A 22,992-nucleotide genomic window follows, 5' to 3' on the forward strand; every position below is an offset into this window, starting at 1 on the left:
GGGCTACGGCATTCTCAGTCAAATTGTTACCGAAAAATTCATCAAAAGAACAATCATGAAACAAAGTGCCCGGTGCGACCTGTATGACCGCGCGCTCGCCGCCCTGACCGGAGAGCGTCCCGAAGGCAATGAGCAGGCCAGTTCGGTCCCGGTTTCCCGCTATCTGTCCGAGCCCCATTTCGAACAGGAGAGAGACCTGTTTCTTCGCCGCCCGATTCCAGTGGCAGCCGCATCCGAGCTGGCGGCGGCTGGTGACTGGTTGTCCCTGGATTGCTATGACACCCCGTTGTTGCTGGTACGCCAACCCGACGGTACGGTGCGAGCCTTCCTCAACGTTTGCCGTCATCGTGGCGCGCGCGTGGTGCCCGCCGGGCGCGGTCATGGTGCGCGGGCTTTCGTTTGCCCTTATCACGCCTGGACCTACAAACCGGACGGCGACCTCAAGGGGCTGCCGCAGGATTTCGGTTTTCCCTGCCTGGACCGATCACGCTCGGGCCTGCGCCGGCTGGCGGTGAGCGAACGCGCCGGCATGATCTGGCTGATTCTGGATCCGGATCAGGCCGATCAGGATATCGACACACACCTCGATCCCTTAATGACGGAGCTGGAGACCCAGGACCTGGCACAGCCCCAGGGCTTCGCCTCCCGTTCCTACCTGGTGAAGGCAAACTGGAAATTGCTGGTGGACGGCGCCTTCGAGGCGTATCACTTCAAAATTGCCCACCGCAACACCATCGCCCACATGTTCACCGACAACCTTCAGATCGTCGACGAGTTCGATCTGAACCGCCGTCTGTACCTGCTCAAGGCCAATTTCGATCCAGCCTCGCCGCCACCTCGCGACCGGTTCCAGCCACGGGACTACGGCAACATCATCTACTATTTCTTTCCCAACACCACCTTCCTGGTGCAACCGGACCACACCCAGTTCAGTACCCTCGAACCCCTGGCTCCCGGCCTCACCCGGGTCCATGAGACCACGCTTCTGCCACAAGCCCCGGACAGCGAAAAAGCACGGAGCTACTGGCAGGCCAACGTGGATTTGTACCGCCGCACCCTGGCGGAAGACTACGATCTGGCGGAGTCGATCCAGAGCGGGCTCGCCAGCGGCGCCAATGAAGCGCTGACGTTCGGTACCTTCGAATACAGCGCCCCGCGCTTTCACCGGCAGTTGCAACAGCTTCTCGAACAGCGCCAGCCCCACGTAGTAACGGTGTAATACCTCTCAGCCATCGGCCCCTGCTAACTTTTCCCCAGTCCATACCAACAACAGCGGGAGGCCGACATGGGCGCCAAGACGATTCTGATGATTACCGGTGACTTCACCGAGGACTACGAAACCATGGTGCCGTTCCAGGCGCTGCAAGCTGTCGGACATACCGTCCATGCGGTGTGCCCGGACAAGAAGGCGGGCGATACCGTGGCCACCGCCATCCACGATTTCGAAGGGGATCAGACCTACACCGAGAAGCCGGGGCACCGTTTTGCCCTGAACGCCGACTTCGACGGTGTCGATCCCGCCCGTTACGACGCGCTTGTGGTGCCCGGTGGCCGGGCGCCGGAATACCTGCGCCTGAACACCGAAGTGCAAAATCTGGTACGGCACTTTTTTGACACCGACAAGCCGGTGGCCGCCATCTGCCATGGCGCGCAATTACTCGCCGCCGCCGGGGTGCTGGAAGGCCGCACCTGCTCCGCCTACCCGGCTTGTCAGCCGGAGGTGGAATTGGCCGGAGGTACCTATGCCGGCATCGACGTTGACGATGCGGTAACCGATGGTAATCTGGTAACAGCACCGGCCTGGCCGGCCCACCCGGCCTGGCTGGCCCAGTTCTTCAAGCTGCTCGACCAATAACCGGGCCAGTGCGGGTGCCCCGGCCACGGGTTCGGGGCCACCCGAAGGACCTCATCATGTGCAAGCTGTTCATCAACGCCGACCCGCAACTCTGGGTCAGCCGTACCCATTCCCTCCGCATCGACGGCATGGTCACCAGTGTGCGCATTGAAAACGCCTTCTGGCGCGTGCTTGAGGAGGTAGCGGAACGGGACGGCATGAACCTGCCGCAGATGATCACCCGGCTCTATCATGAGTCCATCGACGCCGGCCATGATCTCGGAAATTTCACGTCCTTCCTGCGTGTCTGCGCCATGCGCTACCTGGCCCTGCAGTTGAGTGGCGACATCCCCGCCGACAACCGGGTGGCCATCGCCTCCCTGGACGCGGAAGGCATTCTGGCGCGCGAGCCCGTCAGCGGCGCACCTCGCGGCAGGGCAGTCAAAACCACCCATTAACCCGTTCGTCTTGCGGGAGTCATGCTCATGAACGACCGCCCGATCAAACAACCCGGCCCCGATCATCCGATTGACATCCATCCCACACCAGGGCGCGTGGTGGTGATCGCCGACGGAGCCATCGTCGCCGACAGCCGCGCGACACTGACGGTGAGCGAGGCCGACCTGCCGGATGTGTATTACATTCCCCGCGCCGATACCGACCTGTCGTTGCTGACGCCGACACCACTGAAAACCTACTGTCCGTACAAAGGCGAGGCGAGCTACTTCAGTCTGCCCGGAGAGCAAGGAGAGAACGCCGTGTGGAGTTATCCGAAGCCTTTCCCCGCGGTAGCGCAAATCAAGGAATACCTGGCGTTCTATCCGGATCGGGTGGAGGACATCCGGGTTCTACCCGAAGCCTGAGGCTCGCGCCCAAGGGTCAGGGCATCAACCACAGCGCCATCGCCGCGGTGGCGGCCGACAAAGCCGCCGCCAGAGCCCGCACATGGTTCCAGAACGTCCACTCACGCAAGTACAGAGCCCAGTAACGGTGGGCCTCCTGCGAACCATCCGTCATTCGCGCCAGGCGCTCATTGCGGGGGACGTTGAACAACATGGTGACCAGAAACGTACCCAGCAGATAACAGACCCCGGCGGCGATCATCCACAGCGACCGCCCGGCGTGCCAGGGCACGAAGGCCGCCACGATGGCGGCAACGGAGAGGATTGCCGAGCCCATGAAGATCCCCAGAAACCCGGGATTGAGCACGGTGACATTGATACGCCGCATGGCATCGGCGCCGTGCTCCGGTGGTTGCCCGGCCAGCGCTTTCATGATGAAGGAAGAGAACGCGAAGAAGACGCCGGCGATGATGCCCGCGCCAATGCACAGCAGGAAGAGAATCAATACGCTCATGGCAGGCCCTCGGTGGTGACCCCGTTTTATGGTTGTCGAGTTGATCCTCGCCGTTTCGACATTAAAGCCACATCATCGAATCGGCATACCCCGCCCTACGCCTTTGAAACCTGCTCGATGGTCACGTGTCCCGGTTGCCCGCTTACCCGATCCAGCCAGGCCTGAACTTGCGGATACAGGGACAGATCGAAGCCACCTTCATGAGCCTCGTGCGTGTAGGCATAGAGAGCGATGTCGGCAATTGAATAGCGTTCACCAACCATGAAGGTGCGCGTGCTCAAGTGCCGGTCCATCACCGCCAACGCCTCATTACCGGCCTTGTGTTTCTGTTCCAGCAGTTGGCGATTGAACGGCGTCTCATCAAGCCCCTTGATCGCCAGCCAGAAGCGGGCGGTGGCGATGTTCGGTTCATGGCTGTACTGCTCGAAGAACAGCCATTGCATCACTTGCGCCTGCTCCACCTTATCCCCGGGCCAGTAATCGGTACCCTGCGAAAGATAAAACAGTGCCGCGTTGGACTCCGGCAGGAAAGTGCCGTCATCCAATTGCAATACTGGAATGCGCCCGTTGGGGTTCCTCGCCAGGAACTCCGGAGTACGGGATTCGCCGCGCAGGATGTCCACGGGCACGTATTGGTAGGGAATCCCCAGTAACGCCAGCAGCAAACGGATCTTGTAACCGTTGCCGGATATCGGGTCATCGTACAGAATCATGGCGTCCTCCTTGCCTTCCCGTTATTTACGTTCTTCCAGTGACAGCCGGATCGCCAGACCCGCCAGCACGCCGCCCATCAGATAGCGCTGCAACGCCAGCCACAGCGGGTTACGGGCGAACCAGCCGGAAATACCAGCGGCGGACAGCGCGATGGCAAGGTTGACGGAAAAACTGACCAGAATCTGCGTCAGCCCCAGCGTGATACTTTGCAGGAACACCGAGCCGTGCGCCACGGCTATGAACTGAGGGAAAATGGACAAATAGAAGACCGCTATTTTCGGGTTCAACACATTGGTCAGAAACCCCATGAGGAACAGCCTGCCATCGGAATCCGCCGGCAGATCACGGGGCTCGAACGGCGAACGGGCACCCGGCCTCACCGCCTGCCAGGCCAGCCACAGCAAATACGCGGCACCGGCCCACCTCAACAGTTCATAAGCCAACGGCACCGCCAGGAACAGGGCGGTCAGCCCCAGCGCCGCCGCCAGCATATGCACCAGAAAACCAGCAATCACGCCAAGCAGGGAAATCACACCAGCCCGCCGCCCCTGACAAATCGAGCGGGAGATCAGATAGATCATGTTGGGGCCCGGTGTCAGCACCATCAGCAACGCCGCACCGGCGAAAATAATCAGATCCTGCAGTGGCACCATGTTTCAGTCCCCCGGTCGCGCCTTACACCAGCGCTTCCTCCGGCGTCTTTGTCCCGTCCAGCAGACCAAATTCCCGGTTCACCAGAGACCGGGTCCGTACCAGATACAGCAAGGCCACCGCCACATTGGCGCGGGACACCACGTTGTCGCCGGCCTCCTCCACGCTGGTCGCCACCCTGCCGGTGGCCGCGTCGTCGGTGAGACGGCCCGGCTTGAGAATAACGTAGGGCACGTCCCGGTTCTTCAGGTAATCGTCCGCCGCTTTTTTCGCCGCCATGTAGGGCCGTAACTTCTCCGGCGCCCGCAGCGGATCGTCGGCGCGCAGGGCGCTCACCATGATATAGCGGGACAGCCCCTTGCTTTTGGCCAGATCGGCCACGCGCATGGCGCCGTGCAGGTCGATCAGCAGTGTCTTGTCCGCCCCGGTATGCGGCCCGGAGCCGGCGGTGAACAACACCTGATCACAGCCGTCGAAGGCATGGTCAAGATCCCCTTCCAGATCCGCCAGCACGGTATCCATGCCCCGTTCCCGGAACCAGGCTTGCTGTTCCGTACTTCGCACCATGGCCCGGAACGGGACCGCCGCATCTTGCGCCAATTGGCAGAATTGCCGTCCGATCTGCCCATTGGCACCCACCACCAGAATCGTCATTGCTCTACTCCTCGCGGGAACTTCGGCCCTCCGCGTTCTCAATTCAACGGGAGTTTCACATTAACCCAGTCCGCGGAATCCGCAACCTTGCGCCAGACCTCAGCGCCTTCGATGTGCTCTCGGAGAATCCATTGGCCCGGCCCTGACCAGGCGAGCTCCACATAAGGGCCTTCCAAGCAGCCCACGGCGATCAAGGCCGCAACCTCATCCACTGGTCCCGGCATCATACCGCCGGCGGCCACAGGCAGGCGGCTCGCCAACAGTTGCCGTAGATGGCGGTACAATGCGGATTGATCAGAGAACTTCAGAGTATGACGCGGCTCACCGCCGCCAGCGAAAACCAGTTCCCCCGACGACACCTCCGTGTGCATGGCGGCGAGATAGCGGGGCGGCTCCCCTTCTCCCAAACAATAGCGGGCCACCAATGAGCTCACGCCGTCGACACCGGAGGCTCGGATTGCTCAATAAAGGCGCCGTTGCCGTCCCGCACGAATTCCGCACCCACTTCCCGGTCGAGCAGCCCGATAATGCTGTCGTCCTCGGTCAGCACCGCGCCTAGGGATACGTAGGCGGTATTATCCGGATCATCCAGATAGGCAGGATCCTCGTTGCCGGCAAGAATGCGCCAACCGCTGTCATCCTCGGATTCCGGCGTCTCCCGGTAGAGCAAGCCCACCGGTTCACCATCGCTCAACACTTTTCTGGTGACGAAACAGCGTGGCAGATATTTGTCGGCAAGGCTGGAAACAGGATCAGGAATCTGCACCCCCATGATGTGACGAGCCTCGAACCGCACCGGATCATGGGCTCGCAGGTCTTTTATATAGAGAGGGATATTCTCCAGGCTCCCGCTGAAACGATGATTATCATGGATGTCGGTGATCAACACCCACATCCGCTCCGCCCCTGGCGCCTGAGGGTCGTCACTGTCGAACTCGAAAATCAGCTTGGCCAGATCGCCGATGCGAAGCCGGGCAATGGCTTCCGGCGACGGCTTGTAGAAAGTGTAGGGATAGTGATCCGCCAGCGCCTGGGCATCACCCAGCCTCCAACTGTTGTCCATCAGATTCCGCCCCTTGATGTCATCCCATGGTTCCTTAGTGGATCCGCTACTTCAGGAAGGAGCGGAAAAACCGGCTCAAGGCGGTCAGGTCCTCGGTTCGTTCGGCGGGGTCTTCCTGATAACTGGCCAGGCGCGAGAGCTCCTTCTCGATAAACCGGTTCAAGGTCGGGATCACCGGCACGAATTCCTTTTCCTGACTGCGCTTCTTGCGTTCCAACAGCTTGCTGATCTCATCGTTTACCCCCGGCGCGTCCGTGAGAGTTTCACGCAGGCGCTCGAACTCGATGGGGGCGGGCTCGCCATGGGTCTCAAGCCAGCGGATCGCAAGCAGCGGCCTGAGCACGTAAAAGTACTTTTTCAACGGCACCAACTGGGCTTTCAGGTATCCCTTATAGTTGGTCTTGGCCATGCTGTGGTAGTGGTGCACGCCCTTCGCCACCGAGTATATACCCGGCATCAGCGAGCGGACGCCTTCGGAGAAGGTACGATCGTCCACATAGACAATGGGGGACTGCATCCACTCGACAAAGGACGGGTTGGACTTCCAGAACAGTTTCAATGCCTTACGCAGATCCCAGCCATTGATGTCGATGTCGTCGACGATTTCGTACTCGATGACATCGCGCTTGTCTTCCAGATCCACACTGAGATACCAGTCGTGGGGGTGCACATAGATAAAGCGCACATCATAGTCACTGTTCGGGGAGGCAACCCCCCAGGCCCGGCTGCCGGATTCCACGGCATAAAGCACACGGACCCCGTGCTCCTGCTCCGCGTCGCGAATGCGGCGCATGATTTCTTCTCTTACTGCCTCATCAATCATAGTCCGGTTTTACCTCTTCCTCCGGTTGGTCATCGCCGGTTCGCCCTTACCACCACCATCACAACAATGGAGCATGACATGCAACCCTGTCAGCGCCGGGCAAGCGGGTTCACCAGTATGCTCGTGACCGCGACCATCCTGAGTGTACCCGTATGCCGTTTCGGCTACTTTTTACGTTCCTTGATGGATCGGCGGGATCAGCGGACGGCAATCGCGGCAAGGTGTTCGACCACCATGGCGGCGGCGCGAGGCAGACAGCCCTTGAAGAAATGGTCGGTACCGGCGAACACCACCACCGGCCGTTGTTGCGGGCGGACCCATTGCAGCAGGTCCGTCAACGGCGCCCGTTCGTCGTTTTCGCCATGCAGCAAAAGTGCATTATCGGGGATGGGCTGCGGCTGGTAATAGCGGCCATCCGGGACCTGTCCCACCGGCAATCCCATCAACACCAGCCCATCCACCGGCTGCCGGGGCTCCAGTCTGGTGGCGGCCCGCGCAAACACATAGGCGCCGAAGGAAAAGCCCACCAGCGCCAAGGGAAGCCGCGGATACTCCTCACGCAAGGCCGTGATCATCAAGAGGGTATCCTGCTCTTCCCCTTCACCGGCACCGTGCTCCCCTTCCGAGTCATCAACACCACGAAAACTCGGTCTTACCACCAGCCAGCCGGCGTCGCGCAGAACCCTCGCCAGGGCATGCGGCACCGGATGGCGGGGGGAACCGCCCAGCAACGGCTGCGGATGGCCCACCAGCACCACACCACGGGGCAGCTCATCGGGATGATCAAGCGTCAGGCGAAGACGCCCCGCCGGGCCTTGCAGATAACGGGTTTCACGTCGGGAAGCAGATGCGCTCATTAGAACAGGGAATTCCGGCTGACAGACTGATAATGGCGGGAGTCTAACACGATCATCCGTGCACTCCGCCTTACCCTCAGTACTCCTCGCCCAAGTGCCAGCCGATGAGGTCGCCCACCTCATCGTGGACATTGCCCGGCACTTCACAAACACAATAGCCGCCGTGTTCATTCAGCCAGGGCACCACAAGCTCCGGTGCCAGGCCCTGTTGATTCAGAAACACTCGTGTCCGGGTCAGGAAATGATCACAAGGCGGGGCATCCTCTGCAATTATCACATCCGGCGGGCCGCCCCTGTCATCCCGGCCGGCCCGCCGCTGACTCCGGGAATCAGGCTTTCGCCGGCAACGGTTCAGTACGCAGCCCCACGGACACCAGCAGCCCGGCGAAGATCAATACCAGACCACTTATGGCGAACACACCAGTGGCGCCACTGACGTTGAACACCGCGCCGCCGGCGGCGGCCCCCAATGCGATGGCGAACTGAATCGCCACCACCATCAGCCCACCACCGCTTTCCGCCTCGTCAGGCACGGTACGGGTGATCCAGGTGGACCAGGCCACCGGGACGGCACCGAAAGCCATGCCCCACAACGCCACCAGAATGGCATCGCTCACTGGCGTACCGGTGAGCATGGCCAGACTCAGACCGGCCACGCCCATCACCAGCGGCATCACCGCCAGTGTCAGTCGCATGTTACGTTCCACCAGCGCGCCGCCCAGGAAAGTCCCAATGAAATTGGCCACGCCGAAACCGAGCAAAATGGCTGAAATGCCGGACACCGCCACCCCGGTGACGTTTTCCAGGAAGGGGCGGACGTAGGTAAACAAGGCAAAGTGGCCGGTGAACACCAACAAGGAGGCCAACATGCCGAACCCCATGCGCGGCCGCATCATCACCTCGAACATGGTACGCAGACGGGTGTGACCATTGGGCGCCATGCGTGGCAGGGTGGCGAGCTGCACCAGCAACGCCAGGATCCCCAGCAAGGAGGCCAGCAGAAACACATTCCGCCAGCCGATCTGATCACCCAGATAGCTGCCCAGTGGCGCCGCGAACACCGTAGCCGCCGACACGCCGCTGAACAACAGCGACAACGCCCGTGGCACCAGCACTTCCGGCACCAGCCGCATTACCGTGGCCGCGGACATGGCCCAGAAGCCACCGATACCGATACCAAGAAACACCCGTCCCAGTAGCAGCACAATCAGATTAGGCGCATAGGCCACCAGCAGATTCGACACCACCAGCAGCACGGAAAAGCCGACCAACACATGGCGCCGATCAATCCGCCGGGTGACCGAAGCGATAAACAGACCGGTTATCATCGCCAGCACCGCGGTGATGGACACCGCCTGGCCCGCCAGACCTTCACTGACCGCCAGGTCCGCCGCCATCGGCGTCAGCAGACTGGCGGGCAGGAATTCGGCGGTGACCAGCCCGAACACTCCCAGGGTCAGGGAAATCACCGCTCCCCAGGCGGCGGTCACCGGAGCGCTCGTGTTCTCCCGCGCAGTATCAGACTTGTTCATGGGTCTCCCTTCTTTCTCAGATGGCATCACGAAGGGGGCCAGAATAGAGTGGACAAACCAGACGATCCATGCCATATAGTCGCTCATGCTTGATCAATCGTCCGAACCTCAATCTGATCTGTCCCGTTCCTCCAACGCTGATCTGATCAGCGAATTGCTAGCGGGAATGCGACTGCGAGGCCTGCGCTACCATCGTTTGAGGCTGACGCCACCGTTCGGCGTGCGCTTTGGCGAGGGTGGCACGCCCCGGGCCCATTTCCACTTCGTGGCGCGGGGGCAAGCCTATTTGCGTGGCGAAGACGGTGTTTTGAATGAATTGAACCACGGCGCCGCGGTGTTGATGCCCCGCGATGCCCCCCACGCCCTGCTCTCCGAACCGGCGCTGCCGTGCCGCCATATCACCGGCTTTGACGCCGCTGCCCTCTGCGATGCCGTCAATGACGTGCAGTCCTGCGACCCGGACACCTGCCGCAGCCAGGACACCTTGATCTTCAGTGGCTGCATGGAGCTGGATTTGGGTTCCCTGCATCCCCTGGTATCACTGATGCCAGCGGTCATGCGGGTGGACCCTCAAGCGGACCGGCAGTCGGAATTGCTCCCCATTCTGGAAGCCATGGAACAGGAGGTCTGCGGGCAGCGGGCGGGCTTCGCCAGCATCCTCACCCGGCTGGCGGAAGTGGTCGCCGCCGCCATCATACGAAGCTGGGTGGAATGCGGCTGCGGAGATGCCAGCGGCTGGGTGGAAGCATTGCGCGACCCACGCCTGGGCGGAGTGATCGCCGCACTGCATCGGGAACCTGGCCGGCATTGGACGGTGGAATCCATGGCGCGGGAGATGGGCGTATCCCGCTCGGTGTTCGCCGAACGCTTCCTTGCGGTGACCGGCATCACGCCGCTGCGCTACGTCACCGAACTGCGTATGCGCCTTGCCAGTCAGTGGCTGGCTCGTGAACGTCTGCCGGTGGAGGATGTCGCGCAGCGACTCGGATACGGTTCCCAAGCCGCTTTCAGCCGCGCCTTCAAACGCGCCACCGGCCATTCCCCCGGCGGTTATCGAGCCGCCAGCGCGTTCCGGTCCAAGGATTATTGAAAGAGGATCGCGATACCAGCGCGGCCTGGGCCTCAGTCGCCGATCCGGCTATAGGTTTCAAACGGCACACCACTGGCACTGAGAAACGCGTACAGACGCATCGCCTCCTCGCCACTGAAACGCCGCTTGAGCGCCGCCAGAACCGGGCGCCGGCTTTGCAGCGCCGCCCTCAGCTTGGGCACGTCCACAGCTTTTATGGTCCACAGCCATTCGTATTCCAGGCAACCGAAGGCCTCATTCACCCCGGCTCCCAGATCCTGTCCCACGAAGACCAGGTCGCCGTTGTCCTGAAATTCAGCGGCAAGATAGCGGTAGCCGCTCTGATCACGGCTTTCCCGGAGTACCACCTTGCCTGGACGCCACCACAGGCCCATAACGTCACCTTTCCAATTGGGTCATGAAAATAAAACCAGCCTCTCAGTTCCACATGGAGGAAGCTGCTAGTGTCCGTTCCCACAGCCCATGAAAGGCTCTCTGATTCATGTCATCCATCGGTGACCTTGCTTTCCGCTTTATCCGCGACTTCGCTCCCGCCCTCAACCACGGCGGTGTCTTCCGGCGGGACAGTTGGTGCGTCGTCCCTTCCCGCCAATGGCGTTTGAGAGCGGCTTTCCCGACGTATCAGGTAAAGGTCCTCCAGCCATTCCATGCTCCAGAGCAGAATATAGCCCGATACCACCAACACGACGCCGATCAAGAACGCCGCCAATGCCATCCCACCATTACTCACGGCCATTTCCATTTCAACATGCCCTATCCCCCCGTGTCCCGGTCGCTCTGACCGGCAGGTCCACCAAGCGTCAGCCGAGGGCGGGTAACCGGCGCACGGGAACAGCCTTCAAAAAGCACCCAAATAGGCGCTATATGCCTATATTTTTTCATTTATCTACATTCTACATGGATAAATAGGACATTCAACATCATAAAAATTACAATAAACACCATATAACGTCGTTCTTGAAGGCTCCGCTATCTGCTGAACTGCCCGGCAGGAGAGGAGCAACCATGAAGAACCCCAAACAACTCATCGGCCAGCGCATCAGCACGTTACGCCGAGCCCGGCATCTGACCCAGAATGATCTCGCGGAAGGGGTTGGTGTGGATGGCCGCCACATCTCGCGGCTGGAAACAGGCAAATACTTTCCTTCCCTCGACACTCTGGTGACGATGGCCGAGGTACTGGGCGTGGAGTTACAGGAGTTCTTTCTGTTTCCTTCGGTGGAAACGGAAAGTCAGATGCGCGAGGCTCTGGTTGCCATCGCCAAGGAAGCCCCGGAACCGGTACTCAGGGAAGTGTTGTCCTTCGCTCGCAACCAGTTGGCCCAACGCCGGGGCGCCAACGGCGGCGGCGAGGCCGACTCGACCTAGTCCGGAGCGGCGGTATCGCTGTATGTCTCTCCGGCGAATTCAATGAGACAGAACCCGTGCCCGAAGGGATCCGAGAACGTAATGCACTTCGAGGCCCGCCATTCAGTACCTTCACTTTCGCGAACCGCCCCGGCGCGAAGGGCCCGGCCGGCGGCCTGCTCAATATCATCGACCACGAAGTCGATGTGGACCGGCGTCCAGTGTCTGGCATAACAGCGCGGCTCCAGCAATGTCTCCGCCGCCTTTGAGCCGGAAGGCTTTTGCAAAAGATAGATCACCGAGGATGCCCCGGTCAGTTCCGCCACGTCGTTATCCAGGGTACGGCTGTGCCTGAGTCCCAGAGCCGCGCAGTAAAACTCGATCGCCCGACCGAGTTCCGGCACATCGATATTGACCACTACTTTCATGGCTGCCACTCCTGCCCGGCGCGCGCCACGCCGTTTCAACGCATCCGGCCTCTCAGGCATCAGGGCGACCAACGCCCCCCCCTGAACGTCCGGTGGGATGTTTCCTTGCCCTCAGCCCCCGGCAACGCCTTGAGCTCCGACCGTTGAGGCAGGTTCTCCGGCAACCGGATCGACCACACCAGCCCGAGATCATGCAGGCGCGTCAACACCCACCACCCCGGGTCCGGTTGATTCTCATGCAAGCCCAGCAATGCCGAGCCGGGATAAGCATGATGATTGTTGTGCCAGCTCTCGCCCATGGTCAGATAAGCCGCGGCGGGAATGTTGAATCCCTGAACCGCCGCCCCATCAACGTGCCAGTCCCGCTCTCCACGGTTATGGGCGAAATACCCAACCAACCAATGCCCGGTCACCGAAACGGCGATCCGCGCGGAGATCCCCCAGACCACCCAGGGCAATCCCCCCAGCCAGAACAGCAATACCGCCCAGGGAAGCTGCTGCCACATCCAGGTGCGTTCCATGAAGATGAGGACCCGGTCACCAGCAACGCGCGGCTCCGCCCGGAACTCCGGCGGCTGTTCCAGCACCAGATCGCAATGGAGTTGCCACCAGCCATCTTTCCAGAACCCTGGTCCATGCCGTAGATAAGGGTGGCAGTCCGTCTGTCGTTGCGCCCAATCACGCAGATCATGCTGATGCATCATCCCCAGCGGGCCGGCCATGCCAACCAGTACGCCTAAATGCACGAAGATGTATTCCAACCAGAGCGGACATTCATAGGCGTTATGGATCAGCCGGCGGTGCATCCCCAAGGAATGCCCAAGGCACAAGGTGATCGCCGTGGAGCCGATAAAGACAAGGAAAGACGACAGCGAAAACGTCAGATAACCGGCGACAATCGCTATCGACACATGCGCCAGATACCACAGCGACTTGACCGGCGCCCAATACACCCGGCCCAAGACTGGACTCGTGCCCGGAGACGCCAGGATTCTCGGTGTATGAGTGTGAGTATCCATACTGCACTCTGAGCGTGGCCGTGGAAGGCTTGGATTTTCATCCTAATCGGATCCCGTTGCCGCCACAAACGCCGTGCCGATGGGGTGAACACCGGTGCTTATCAGCCTAGGTTACCGAGGTGTTACGGTCCCGGACCGGCGGACGCCCGTACATGCGCGCGTACTCCCGGGTAAATTGAGACACACTGGCGTAGCCGACCTCGAATGCCACCCTGCTCGAGGTCTTTCCCTTCGATAACATCAATCGCCGGGCTTCGATCAGTCGCAACTGCTTCTGGAACTGCAACGGTGACAGCGAGGTGACCGTGCGAAAATGCTTATGGAAAGCAGACCGGCTCATACCCGCCGCCGCCGCCAGGCGTTCAACCGGCAACGGCCGCGTATACTCCCTCCGCAGTATGGCCACGGCACGGGCAATGCGCCGCACCTGGCTGTCCGGCAAACCCAGGCGGCGGATCGCCCGCCCCTGGCCACCAAGCAGCAACCAGTAATGTATCTCTCTGATCAGTTGCTTGTGCAGAACGGCCAGCGACCGTGGCCGCTCCAATAGCCGTATCAGTCGGAACAGCGCATCCCCGAATTCTTCGTCGATGTTCATACCCACAAGCTCCTGGGACGAACTTTCCGTGCTCATGGCCACATCCAGATCGGTAATCACCGCCGGGTCCAGGTCCAGGGCGATCGCCAGATACGGGGCGGTGATGGCCGCCTCACTAATCCGGCTCACGGTTGGCACATTGGCGGTAACGATCATCGAGTCGCCGGCGGCGAAGGTGAAATCCCTGTCGCCGATGGTGACTCGTTTACGCCCTTGCAGCACCAAACACACCAGCGGGCTGGCGATAGCGTGTTCCAGTTCACCAGGCGAGGTACCACACACCAGGAACAAGCCAGGCACCGGAGTGGCGGCGACACCATCCGTAGCGGCGTACTTTTGGGTATAACGCAGGACCGCGTCACGCAGAGCATCAGACATGATTTATTCTTGCCCACCGGCTTCGACCACGTAAAGCGAAATGGACAATCAGGCAAAAGAGCGCGAGGTTCAGGCATCATCGGGGAACCGCACCGTTCTATCGTGAAGCCTCCGCAATGGAGGTGAATGATGACAGACGAAACAAGATCAGTCCCCACTACAACCCCTACCGCACCTGGACCCACCCCCGAAACCGCGCAGTCGCATGGTGAACACCCTCATCGTGGTGTCCGTGTTTCGGGGCAGGATGGCGAGGAAGGGCCGAAGGCCTTCTATATTCACATCGAGGCCCTACCCGGCAAGGAAGATCAGGTTATCCGCATGCTTGAAGATATTCTCGGCTGTGTGCGGGAGGAGCCCGCCACCGGCCCCTGGTACGCGGTACGATATTCGAAAACCACATTCGGCATCTTCGAGGTGTTTCCGGATCTGGCCGGTCGGCGGGCGCACGTGGAAGGGGGCGGCGGCGATATCTTTCGGGATGTCGAGCGGATGAATGCGATACTCGCCTACCCCGCCCATGTCCACAGGTTGGATGTACTAATGGGCAAGGAAGTGTTTGCCCGAGGTTAAGGCCTGCCGCCAAAAAACCGCCGCCGACGGCCGCGTGCTTGCGGCGGCGTACTCTCCCCCGCCTGACCGAACTTCACTTCAGCTGGCCTGCGTCCGCTTCCCGTTTATGCGACAATGCCGCGCCATGCGCTTCCCGTTCCTCCATCTTCCGTGGTTCACGGGCATCGACCAGGGGGGACGGAACAGTACACAGGAGCCGGTTTGACAGGAGTCCCGATCCCATCATGAAGAAAGCCCTCATCGTACTTTCTATTTCAACAGTAGCCGCCATTTTCACTTTCCTGCTGATCCCCAGTGACGAATCCCCGGACATTCAGGCGCTGACGGATGCGATGCTGGAAAAGAAGGACGCCAGGCTCACCCGATTGGAATCCGTTAAGGACAAGGCCGTCCAGAAGTCCCTCGCCAATCTGGTATACGACGCCATGTTTACCGATGGGATGGAACTGGACTTCCAGGTACCGCCACGAAATACCGCTTATACGCGCGCCAAACTCACCCGTCTGGACGACTATTCCAGCATTGATGAATTGACGGAAGTGTTCCTGGCCAACCAGATCGCCGGCACCACCTACCGGGACAGAAGCTGTATTTGGCCACGTCAACCGTTCACTTACCCTTTCCAGCACCAGTTGACCTGGAGCGCCATCCGTCTGGACAATGGCGAGACCACGGCGTTACCCAGCCATGTTTCGGGTATTTCACGCAATGCCGAAATAGAATACAGCGGCGCCCGGAACGCGTTTTGCTATCGCAAGTCCCTTGATCCCGACGATCCGGCTCCCGTGTCATTGGTCGGAGAGTTCTCGGCTCGGCTTCCCCAAAAACTCGTCCAGTTTGATTTCAACCCGTCAAACATCGACCAGCCCCAATCCAAAGACGGATATACGGTGACCCTGGTGGAAGCCAATGACTTCTCTTACGCCGTCGAAGTGTCCTCCGCCGACGGAGCCCCCCTGACGTTGGACAGCAAGGACATGATCGGCGAAGCGCTCGACAAAACCGGGCGCTACCTCTCTCGCACCGGTACTCGCGCCGGACGCCCTGAACTCTATGAAGTTTCCGACCTTATCGTCGATGATCTGATAGATCAGGCTCTTGACGGCACGCTGACGGAGGCTCAGATAGATCAGCGTTTCGATGACATGCAGAGCGAATTGAATGACAAGCATGGGGGCAGATTCCACAAGCATTTCTTCTTCAGCGGTTCCGTGAAAATCGCCCGCATCACCCTGCCTGTCAGGGACGCGAAGCAAGCCCCTTTCAAGCGGAAGCTCGACTTGCCCATCCGCAACCTGGCCAGGCGTCAGCCGGCGCGGAGCGTGGATCTGGATCAGCTGGAGCGCATCCCCACTTTCCACCCGGTCTATAATTACTCGATTAAGGAAAAGGTCGATCTCACCGCTGAGGAGATGAAGAAAGAGATCGGTATCCGGCAAAATGAAGTGTCGGCGGACCGGAAGTACAGCGCCAAGGTAAAGCTCTACTACCCGCGAGTACAAAGCGATCGCTTCGTTGATGCGTTCGATCGCTATGACAACCCGGCACCCGGGCAGATTGTCTTTTTCAATGCCGATGGCGCTCCCATCGACGTACCCACCGACAACCCGGATTATTACCAGTTCATGGTTAGCCGCATCGAGTACAACCCGGATCGCTTTCCGGAAAAACCGGTGCGCCTCTCCGCCACCGTGCCCGTGGTGACCACGCCGAATCTGACCAAGAAAGGCTACAAGAAGAACAGCCTGCCCGATGGCGTTCGCATTGTGGATAATATGATCGTTATCGACCATGCCGACTTTAAGCCCGAAAGCACCAACGACCGCTTCGAGAAGACCTATCTGTTTTTCGCCAAGAGCGCCGACCAGCGCTATCTGAGCAAGGTCACGGACCTTCACTATCCAAGAACCGAAGGCCCCGGTGTTGACGTCACCTACTACAACGGCCTGCCGGAGGTGTTTGAGATCTGGTATCGAGGCGACAAGAAGGTCGTGGAGTATCAGGTGAATCTGGATTTGGAGGAGCCGGCCCCACTGGAGTAGCCGGCCCCGCCATCACTCATGTTGGAGAATGTTGATCAGCTTCCCAAAAGGATCACGGACATAGAACCGCCGCACTCCCCAGGGTTCGCTGACAGGGCCATACTCCACCGGGATCTCCGCTGCCTTGAAGCGCGCCAGCGCCGCCTCGACATCATCAACCTCGATGGAGAGATCAGGCACCGGGGTCCCCGAACCGCCCTCCGAGGCAAAACTGACCTGAACCCGCATGGTCTCGGCCGAGCCATGGGTCCGCAGCCAGCCATGATCCATCAACAGGTCAAGACCCAGTAGTTCGCCATAAAAGAACGCGGCCTTCTCGGGATCCGATGTCTCGATGTTGGCCATTATGCGTTTGACTTCCATAGTCCACCTCAACTGCGCGTTACCAGCCGGATGATAGCCTGGCTCCCCACGAATCGCTCACTAACCCCGGGGAAGGCGCGCGATGACCTTGATTTCAAAATCAAAACCCGCCAGCCAATTCACACCCACCGCGGTCCAGTTCGGGTAAGGCGGCTCTCCGATCGCCTTCAATCGAACCTCACTGATCGCTTCCCACTGTGCTTCCGGATTCGTATGGAAAGTGGTGACATCAACGATGTCGTCGAAGCCGCAGCCGGCGGCATCCAGCACCGCGGCCAGGTTATCGAAGGCGAGCTGAACCTGCCGTTTGAAATCCGGCTCCGGGGAGCCGTCCTCGCGGCTGCCCACCTGCCCGGAGACAAACAGAAAGTCACCCGAGCGGATCGCCGCCGAATAGCGGTTGATATCATACAGGGCCTGCCGGCCGGCAGGGAAAACCGCATCGCGTTTGGCCATGGTTCTACTCCTATTCAAGGTTACTCGGTGCTAAGATACGCCTCGTATGTAAACGGCATTCTAAACATACGCCCCGCATGCCATCAAGCATACGAAGCGTATGTTCATGGGACATGAGATAGACAGGAGTGAACCGTGGCAGCCAAACGACGCGCACAGATGGTGGAGGAAACCCGGGCCAAGTTGATTCGAGCGGCCCGGGAAGCGTTTTCCAGTAAAGGCTATTCCGCCTCCTCCATGGATGATCTGACCGCCGCCGTCGGCCTCACCAGGGGGGCGCTTTACCATAACTTCGGTGACAAGAAGGGATTGCTGCAAGCAGTGATCGACCAGATCGACGGCGAAATGCTTGAGCGCATGCGCATCGCCCAGGAACACGCCGCCAATCCATGGGAAGGGCTGTTACAGGAAAGCGTCGCCTATATCGAGATGGCACTGGAGCCGGAAATCCAACGCATCATGCTGTTGGATGGACCGGCGGTACTGGGCGACCCCTCGCAATGGCCCAACCAGACCGCCTGCCTGCGCCGCACGGAATCCATTGTGCGCGAGCTGATCGATGACGGCACCTTGAAACCGGTGGATGCCGAAGCCGCCGCCCGCCTCCTCAACGGCGCCGCTCTGAATGCGGCGCTGTGGATCGCCGCCGCTGACGATCCGCGGGCGGTCCTGAAAAAAGCGGTCGACGCGTTTCTGGAGCTGGCAACGGGATTGCGACGATAACGTCCGGTATTGAAAGGACAGGCTGCGTGGCCGCCCTTCCACAACATCTAAATACGAACTTCCACCACCAGAATATCGGTTCCGTAGAGCGTCTTCATTTCGTCCAGGAACCAGGGAGCAAACGCCTCGCCAAAGGCGTTCCAAAGGGTGATGGCCACATTACTGAATGCCCAGGGCGGTTCCTTGCCGCCGTGATCGGTCCGATATTCAGTAATATGAAATGTCTTCGCGCAATTCCGGCATTGCGGATAATCGTCTTCTCTTTCGTACCAGGCGCTGATGCCATCCGCCGCGTCCCAGCCCATGTCGTGATTACACTCCGGGCAAGCAAAATGGAGGTCGGCACCCTCCATGGGATGGAAAACCCGGCGGCTGCCATGATGCAGCTCCAGACCATGGGTCAGCAGCGTATGTTCCGAACTGTCCGGTCGTGGTTCTTCATCGAAGATCCGTGATATCTCCGGCAGAAACCGGTAGCCCGGGTCACCCAGGGTGCAGTCGGACAACGCATTTTCCACCATGCCTCTTTTCTGGAACCAGTAAAGGATCTCCTTCACCCTGGCATGATCGTCGGGGTAGTCCCCTTTATGAACCGGCACGATGTGGGTGCAGTTGTCACTCATTACGGTGTTCTCTCTTTTGATCCAGCACCCCGGAGTCTGCCCCGGGGTTACCCGTGCAGATCCAGAAAGATGCCATGAACCCATCATCTTGCCTTTTGCGCCGATCAAACGCACGCTCCCAGTATCCCATCCCACACGGATACGGTGAGGGAAAGGCGAGACAGGACAACCCGGCGGACAGACGCCGGCAGAGAGGGAGAAGTAATAATGTCGCGCGACATTCTGGTACTGGGAGCCGGCATGGTCGGTGTATCCGCCGCCTGGCATCTGCTTGAACGCGGTCACCGGGTAACCCTGGTCGACCGTAACGAGCCAGGCCGGGAAACCTCCTTCGGCAACGCCGGTATCATCCAACGCGAAGCCGTTCGCCCCTACCGTTTCCCTCGGGACCTGGCCACGCTGATGCGGGTGTTGCCCAACCGGCAAATCGACATCCGCTACCAACCCTCTGGTATGGTTCAGGCGGCCGGCCCGCTGTTTCAGTATTGGCGTAACTCCGAGCCCGAGCGCTACGCCCGCATCGTGCCCGAGTACGCCGCTCTCATCCGCCATGCTTTGGACGCTCATGCGCCGATGATCAATGCGGCCGGCGCCGAAGCGCTGATTCGCCGTGAAGGATACCTCGAAGTGTTTCGCAGCACCGAGGCTTTGGAGCAAGAATGCCGGCTGGCACAAGCCGATGCGCAACACTATGGCGTTACCCATCGCGTTCTGAACAGCGCGGCGCTGGCCGAGATGGAACCGGATCTCGCCGCCGGCATCGCCGGTGCCATTCACTGGAGCCAGCCCTGGACCGTCACGGATCCGGGCGCTCTGGTCGCCGCCTACGCCAAAGCGTTTCAGGAGAAAGGCGGACAGTTTATTCAGGGCGCACTGCGAAAACTGGGCCATGACGGCAACGCCTGGCGGGCGGAGATCGGCGACGAGATTCGATCGGCCCAACAGGTCGTACTGGCATTGGGGCCCTGGTCCAAACACTGGCTGTCACAACAAGGTCTTTCCGTGCCCTTGTTCGTCAAACGCGGCTATCACATGCATTACGGCGCCCGTGGCGGAGCCCGCCTGCGGCACTGGGTGATGGACGCCGAGATCGGCTACCTGCTCGCCCCCATGCGCGCCGGTATACGTCTCACCACCGGTGCCGAGCTGGCCCGCCACGACGCCACACCCCACTACCAACAGCTGGCCGCCGCCGAAGCCACCGCCCGCCAGTTGTTTCCTCTGGGCCAACGCCTCGACCCTCAACCCTGGATGGGCGCGCGCCCCTGTACCCCGGACATGAAGCCGATTATCGGCCCGGCGCCTGGTTTATCCGGACTATGGCTGGCCTTCGGCCACGGCCATCAGGGGTTCACTCTGGGCCCCATCACAGGGAAGTTACTCGGACAAATGATGGACGGCGAGCCCACCGATGTGGACATGGGGCCTTATCGGGTAGACCGGTTTTGATCTCCGGATAGCAGCGAGGCGGCCTGACAATGAAAGAGCCCGTCGACGACGGGCCCTTATCTCCTTGTGGTTTACTGGATGGTGGCAACCACACTGGTGGGAGTATAGACCAACTCCACCGCGACATCGCCGGCATCAACGGCGTCGAACGTTCCCGCCACGGCCGCGCCACTCAACAACGTAAACGTCTCACCGCTTTGCGGGGCGAGCGCCTGGAAATCCAGCACCAGATTTCCGCCATCAACATAAATGGTTTTCCCCACAGTAAGCTGACTTTCATCGTCATCCATTCGTAACGTCAGCCCGCCACCGTCCACTGTCAGATTACCACTGATGGCCAAAGCCCCATCCACGTCCACCAAGACCATGCCTTCCTCCACATACACATCGCCGACGCCGAACGCGGACGGGGAGAGCGCCGCCAGAGTGCCATCCTCCACCAGGGTTCCGCCGGAGTAGGTGTTTTCGCCGGTCAGCGCCAGATAGCCATCACCATCCTTGCGCAGACGGCCCGCACCGGAAATATCGTTCCGCCAGGCGTCCCGTGCGTTGAACCCACCAAGACCGGCATCCATGGTCACGGAGACATCGCCGAGGAAGGCGCCATAGCCATCCGCGGCGGTCACCAGATCCAGGCGGCCCCAGCCATTGGTGGCATCCAGGACTGGGTACCCGGAGTCAATGGAGGTGGTATAAAGCACCGCCCTGCGCTGCTCGTCGGTAAGGTACGGCAAGCGCGTGGCCAACAGGGCTTCCGCGCCTTCCGGTACGATCGGGTCCTGGCCGGCCTTACCCGGGTCCCGCGGCAAACCGTAGGTCATGCGGAAGCGGTACGCTTCCTTGTTGGCCTCGTGATCGTCATACAAATTGTTGTCGTAGACTTCGGTGCGAACATTGGCTCCGTCAATAAGTCCCGCCTGGTCGGTTACCGGACGATGGGCGTATTGGTACAAATCCATCCCCTCGGCCTCGGCCAGGTCACCGAAGAACTGCTGGGTACGCTGGTACGCTGCGGTCGCCTGATCCAGGATAGCTGGCTGATTGAGCGCGTAGCTGGCGACGATCATGGATTGCACACGCCCTCCGATCACATCAAGCGGAGAATGCATGCCCGCCATGATCCGGCTCTCACCCAGTTGCGAAGCCCGGGTCAACATCTCTGAATAGCGCTGCGGCAGCGCATAGGCATAGGCCATGGCGGCAAGATAACCGGCGTTGGTATGACCACTGGGATAGCCACCATCCTTGCGACGGTTCTCGGTGTCCTCGGTGTACAGCCCTTTGTCATGATCACCGCTACTGTGAGCACGGCGGGCGCACATCAGACCCGGCACCACTTTCACACTGGTGGTATAGCTGTCCACCGTTCGCACCTCACTATTGCCGGCGCTGTCCACGCAGGTGTAATCCTTGACGGTACCCAGGAAATCGATCTCGCCATTGTCGGTCATCCGCCAGGGACGCGGCGTGGAGAAGATGTACTTGGACGCGTTAGTGGATGCCGGCGAGCGCTGACGGAAAGCATCCACCAAAGTGACGACTTCTCCCAGCGTGGAGCTCTGATCCCCGGCAAAGACGATGTTGTCATTGGAGCCCGGCTGATAGTGCTCGTCCTCCAGCACCTGGGTGATGGTCGGAACGGGGATATCCACATAAGCCCCGGAGTTCTCCACATAAGTCTCGGTGAGCGGCCCGTAGCCATCGATCACGCTGTAGTTCTTGCTTCGGCTATCGTCAAGAAACGCCAGGATCGCCTGCTCGTCGGAGCGCTCATGAGTCACATTGATGACATACCGCATGTTGGCGGCCCAGACCTCGGCATTGATGATCGGATTCGCCAGATAGCTGTCCGGACCGCTGCCTGACGCCGCGCTCTGATAGCTGTCCGACGTTCCCTTCCAAATGTCATTGATACCGCTGAGAAGCCTGGCAACAGGGTTGTCACCAATGACCCAACGTAAAGTGTCATCCGCATTGTTTTCGGCGTACCGGCTGGCAGGCAGGGGGTAAGTGACCGACGGTGCTGCCACCGTCAGTTCACTGCCGGTACCCGCGGGCTTATTAGGCTTATCGATATCGGAAGGGGAGTCACTATCGCTTGAGCTGCCACCGCAGCCGGACAAGGCCAGTGCAGCCACGGCAGCCAGAATCAGAGAACTGGAACGCTCTCCTGGCAACGAATGGAAAGTCATGGACGGCTCACTTATCGAAGATGGAATCGGATTGAGTTTCTTGTCACAAGAAAGGAAGACGGTGATCGCCTATACAAACGTCACCGCCTTTTTCAAAGCGCTCCATCCTAGTCATCAAACATGACCTTTCCGTTACATACTGCTCTGAATGATCAGCACTTGAAGATGTCAGAAGACAACGCCAGGTTCAGCGCCGCTCTTTCGAAATGGTCCATACTGTTATTCCC

At 60.1% G+C, this 22,992-nt stretch carries 29 protein-coding genes; 10 read left to right on the top strand and 19 right to left on the bottom strand.

From position 1 onward, the window contains the following. The first annotated feature begins 55 nt into the window (after positions 1-55). The 4 genes from CRO06_RS17135 to CRO06_RS17150 all read left to right on the top strand — a co-directional run bounded on the left by CRO06_RS17135 (position 56) and on the right by CRO06_RS17150 (position 2,697). Positions 56-1,219 (top strand): aromatic ring-hydroxylating oxygenase subunit alpha, encoded by a 1,164-nt coding sequence (locus CRO06_RS17135; protein ID WP_097058997.1) that lies wholly within the window; start codon positions 56-58, stop codon positions 1,217-1,219. A 66-nt stretch (positions 1,220-1,285) separates the two neighbouring features. Continuing rightward, positions 1,286-1,855, top strand: coding sequence for a DJ-1/PfpI family protein (locus tag CRO06_RS17140; protein WP_055099065.1), 570 nt, complete (start codon positions 1,286-1,288; stop codon positions 1,853-1,855). Between the two features lie 56 nt (positions 1,856-1,911). Continuing rightward, complete coding sequence (locus tag CRO06_RS17145) at positions 1,912-2,292, top strand: ribbon-helix-helix domain-containing protein (protein WP_022995418.1); 381 nt, start codon at positions 1,912-1,914, stop codon at positions 2,290-2,292. Between the two features lie 27 nt (positions 2,293-2,319). Next, positions 2,320-2,697, top strand: coding sequence for a DUF427 domain-containing protein (locus CRO06_RS17150; protein ID WP_022995417.1), 378 nt, complete (start codon positions 2,320-2,322; stop codon positions 2,695-2,697). Positions 2,698-2,713: 16 nt separating this feature from the next. Here the strand turns inward: CRO06_RS17150 and CRO06_RS17155 are convergent, their stop codons facing one another. The 10 genes from CRO06_RS17155 to CRO06_RS17200 all read right to left on the bottom strand — a co-directional run bounded on the left by CRO06_RS17155 (position 2,714) and on the right by CRO06_RS17200 (position 9,484). Beyond that, on the bottom strand, positions 2,714-3,190 hold the full coding sequence (locus CRO06_RS17155) for an anthrone oxygenase family protein (protein ID WP_063141816.1): 477 nt from the start codon (positions 3,188-3,190) through the stop codon (positions 2,714-2,716). Positions 3,191-3,285: 95 nt separating this feature from the next. Beyond that, a complete protein-coding gene (locus CRO06_RS17160) occupies positions 3,286-3,903 on the bottom strand; it encodes a glutathione S-transferase family protein (RefSeq protein WP_097058957.1) in 618 nt (205 codons plus the stop codon). Between the two features lie 21 nt (positions 3,904-3,924). Continuing rightward, positions 3,925-4,557 (bottom strand): LysE family translocator, encoded by a 633-nt coding sequence (locus tag CRO06_RS17165; RefSeq protein ID WP_097058958.1) that lies wholly within the window; start codon positions 4,555-4,557, stop codon positions 3,925-3,927. Positions 4,558-4,579: 22 nt separating this feature from the next. Then, positions 4,580-5,209 carry an SDR family oxidoreductase gene (locus CRO06_RS17170; protein WP_097058959.1) on the bottom strand — a complete coding sequence of 210 codons (630 nt, stop codon included), beginning with the start codon at positions 5,207-5,209 and terminating at the stop codon, positions 4,580-4,582. A gap of 38 nt (positions 5,210-5,247) precedes the next feature. Beyond that, complete coding sequence (locus tag CRO06_RS20100) at positions 5,248-5,643, bottom strand: hypothetical protein (RefSeq protein WP_179746632.1); 396 nt, start codon at positions 5,641-5,643, stop codon at positions 5,248-5,250. Continuing rightward, the gene (locus CRO06_RS17180; protein WP_022995411.1) at positions 5,640-6,272 is read right to left on the bottom strand and encodes an immunity protein Imm33 domain-containing protein; all 633 of its coding nucleotides are present in this window, start codon (positions 6,270-6,272) and stop codon (positions 5,640-5,642) included. Before CRO06_RS17180 ends, CRO06_RS20100 begins: the two co-directional genes overlap by 4 nt. Before the next feature lie 46 nt (positions 6,273-6,318). Beyond that, positions 6,319-7,095, bottom strand: coding sequence for a nucleotidyltransferase domain-containing protein (locus tag CRO06_RS17185; RefSeq protein ID WP_097058961.1), 777 nt, complete (start codon positions 7,093-7,095; stop codon positions 6,319-6,321). 197 nt (positions 7,096-7,292) lie between these two features. Then, positions 7,293-7,952 carry an alpha/beta hydrolase gene (locus tag CRO06_RS17190; protein WP_097058962.1) on the bottom strand — a complete coding sequence of 220 codons (660 nt, stop codon included), beginning with the start codon at positions 7,950-7,952 and terminating at the stop codon, positions 7,293-7,295. A 76-nt stretch (positions 7,953-8,028) separates the two neighbouring features. Beyond that, entirely contained in the window at positions 8,029-8,229 is a 201-nt protein-coding gene (locus CRO06_RS20245) for a DUF2695 domain-containing protein (RefSeq protein WP_051414422.1), read from the bottom strand. A 52-nt stretch (positions 8,230-8,281) separates the two neighbouring features. Beyond that, a complete protein-coding gene (locus CRO06_RS17200; RefSeq protein WP_097058963.1) occupies positions 8,282-9,484 on the bottom strand; it encodes an MFS transporter in 1,203 nt (400 codons plus the stop codon). 85 nt (positions 9,485-9,569) lie between these two features. Here CRO06_RS17200 and CRO06_RS17205 point away from each other — a divergent pair, with 85 nt between their 5' ends. After that, positions 9,570-10,574: an AraC family transcriptional regulator gene (locus tag CRO06_RS17205; RefSeq protein WP_097058964.1), complete on the top strand. Its 1,005-nt coding sequence runs from the start codon at positions 9,570-9,572 to the stop codon at positions 10,572-10,574. Between the two features lie 32 nt (positions 10,575-10,606). On the opposite strand, the gene CRO06_RS17210 is transcribed toward CRO06_RS17205, so the two are convergent. Together CRO06_RS17210 and CRO06_RS17215 are read right to left on the bottom strand one after the other, a co-directional pair. Then, positions 10,607-10,948 carry a hypothetical protein gene (locus CRO06_RS17210; protein ID WP_097058965.1) on the bottom strand — a complete coding sequence of 114 codons (342 nt, stop codon included), beginning with the start codon at positions 10,946-10,948 and terminating at the stop codon, positions 10,607-10,609. A gap of 110 nt (positions 10,949-11,058) precedes the next feature. Beyond that, positions 11,059-11,316 carry a hypothetical protein gene (locus CRO06_RS17215; RefSeq protein WP_097058966.1) on the bottom strand — a complete coding sequence of 86 codons (258 nt, stop codon included), beginning with the start codon at positions 11,314-11,316 and terminating at the stop codon, positions 11,059-11,061. A 263-nt stretch (positions 11,317-11,579) separates the two neighbouring features. Here CRO06_RS17215 and CRO06_RS17220 point away from each other — a divergent pair, with 263 nt between their 5' ends. Continuing rightward, entirely contained in the window at positions 11,580-11,942 is a 363-nt protein-coding gene (locus CRO06_RS17220; protein ID WP_097058967.1) for a helix-turn-helix domain-containing protein, read from the top strand. On the opposite strand, the gene CRO06_RS17225 is transcribed toward CRO06_RS17220, so the two are convergent. The 3 genes from CRO06_RS17225 to CRO06_RS17235 form a co-directional block, all read right to left on the bottom strand. Then, complete coding sequence (locus tag CRO06_RS17225) at positions 11,939-12,349, bottom strand: VOC family protein (protein WP_097058968.1); 411 nt, start codon at positions 12,347-12,349, stop codon at positions 11,939-11,941. The genes CRO06_RS17220 and CRO06_RS17225 overlap by 4 nt on opposite strands. Positions 12,350-12,408: 59 nt before the next feature. Further along, a complete protein-coding gene (locus CRO06_RS17230; protein ID WP_244902855.1) occupies positions 12,409-13,302 on the bottom strand; it encodes an acyl-CoA desaturase in 894 nt (297 codons plus the stop codon). 172 nt (positions 13,303-13,474) lie between these two features. Beyond that, positions 13,475-14,344, bottom strand: coding sequence for an AraC family transcriptional regulator (locus tag CRO06_RS17235; protein WP_097058969.1), 870 nt, complete (start codon positions 14,342-14,344; stop codon positions 13,475-13,477). Positions 14,345-14,470: 126 nt separating this feature from the next. Here CRO06_RS17235 and CRO06_RS17240 point away from each other — a divergent pair, with 126 nt between their 5' ends. Beyond that, complete coding sequence (locus tag CRO06_RS17240) at positions 14,471-14,917, top strand: putative quinol monooxygenase (protein WP_097058970.1); 447 nt, start codon at positions 14,471-14,473, stop codon at positions 14,915-14,917. 224 nt (positions 14,918-15,141) lie between these two features. Beyond that, a complete protein-coding gene (locus CRO06_RS17245; protein ID WP_097058971.1) occupies positions 15,142-16,959 on the top strand; it encodes a hypothetical protein in 1,818 nt (605 codons plus the stop codon). Between the two features lie 12 nt (positions 16,960-16,971). Here the strand turns inward: CRO06_RS17245 and CRO06_RS17250 are convergent, their stop codons facing one another. Together CRO06_RS17250 and CRO06_RS17255 are read right to left on the bottom strand one after the other, a co-directional pair. Next, the gene (locus CRO06_RS17250) at positions 16,972-17,322 is read right to left on the bottom strand and encodes a VOC family protein (protein WP_097058972.1); all 351 of its coding nucleotides are present in this window, start codon (positions 17,320-17,322) and stop codon (positions 16,972-16,974) included. A gap of 60 nt (positions 17,323-17,382) precedes the next feature. Further along, the gene (locus CRO06_RS17255) at positions 17,383-17,778 is read right to left on the bottom strand and encodes a RidA family protein (RefSeq protein WP_097058973.1); all 396 of its coding nucleotides are present in this window, start codon (positions 17,776-17,778) and stop codon (positions 17,383-17,385) included. Positions 17,779-17,913: 135 nt separating this feature from the next. Here CRO06_RS17255 and CRO06_RS17260 point away from each other — a divergent pair, with 135 nt between their 5' ends. Continuing rightward, a complete protein-coding gene (locus CRO06_RS17260) occupies positions 17,914-18,501 on the top strand; it encodes a TetR/AcrR family transcriptional regulator (protein WP_179746634.1) in 588 nt (195 codons plus the stop codon). Positions 18,502-18,548: 47 nt separating this feature from the next. On the opposite strand, the gene CRO06_RS17265 is transcribed toward CRO06_RS17260, so the two are convergent. Then, positions 18,549-19,124: a hypothetical protein gene (locus CRO06_RS17265; RefSeq protein WP_097058975.1), complete on the bottom strand. Its 576-nt coding sequence runs from the start codon at positions 19,122-19,124 to the stop codon at positions 18,549-18,551. A 207-nt stretch (positions 19,125-19,331) separates the two neighbouring features. Here CRO06_RS17265 and CRO06_RS17270 point away from each other — a divergent pair, with 207 nt between their 5' ends. Next, a complete protein-coding gene (locus CRO06_RS17270; RefSeq protein WP_097058976.1) occupies positions 19,332-20,573 on the top strand; it encodes an NAD(P)/FAD-dependent oxidoreductase in 1,242 nt (413 codons plus the stop codon). A 71-nt stretch (positions 20,574-20,644) separates the two neighbouring features. On the opposite strand, the gene CRO06_RS20300 is transcribed toward CRO06_RS17270, so the two are convergent. Next, positions 20,645-22,765 carry a phosphatase PAP2 family protein gene (locus tag CRO06_RS20300; RefSeq protein ID WP_097058977.1) on the bottom strand — a complete coding sequence of 707 codons (2,121 nt, stop codon included), beginning with the start codon at positions 22,763-22,765 and terminating at the stop codon, positions 20,645-20,647. Positions 22,766-22,992: the final 227 nt, after the last annotated feature.

Origin of the sequence: Alloalcanivorax xenomutans, from assembly GCF_900217905.1 — a bacterium.
GTDB lineage: Bacteria > Pseudomonadota > Gammaproteobacteria > Pseudomonadales > Alcanivoracaceae > Alloalcanivorax > Alloalcanivorax xenomutans.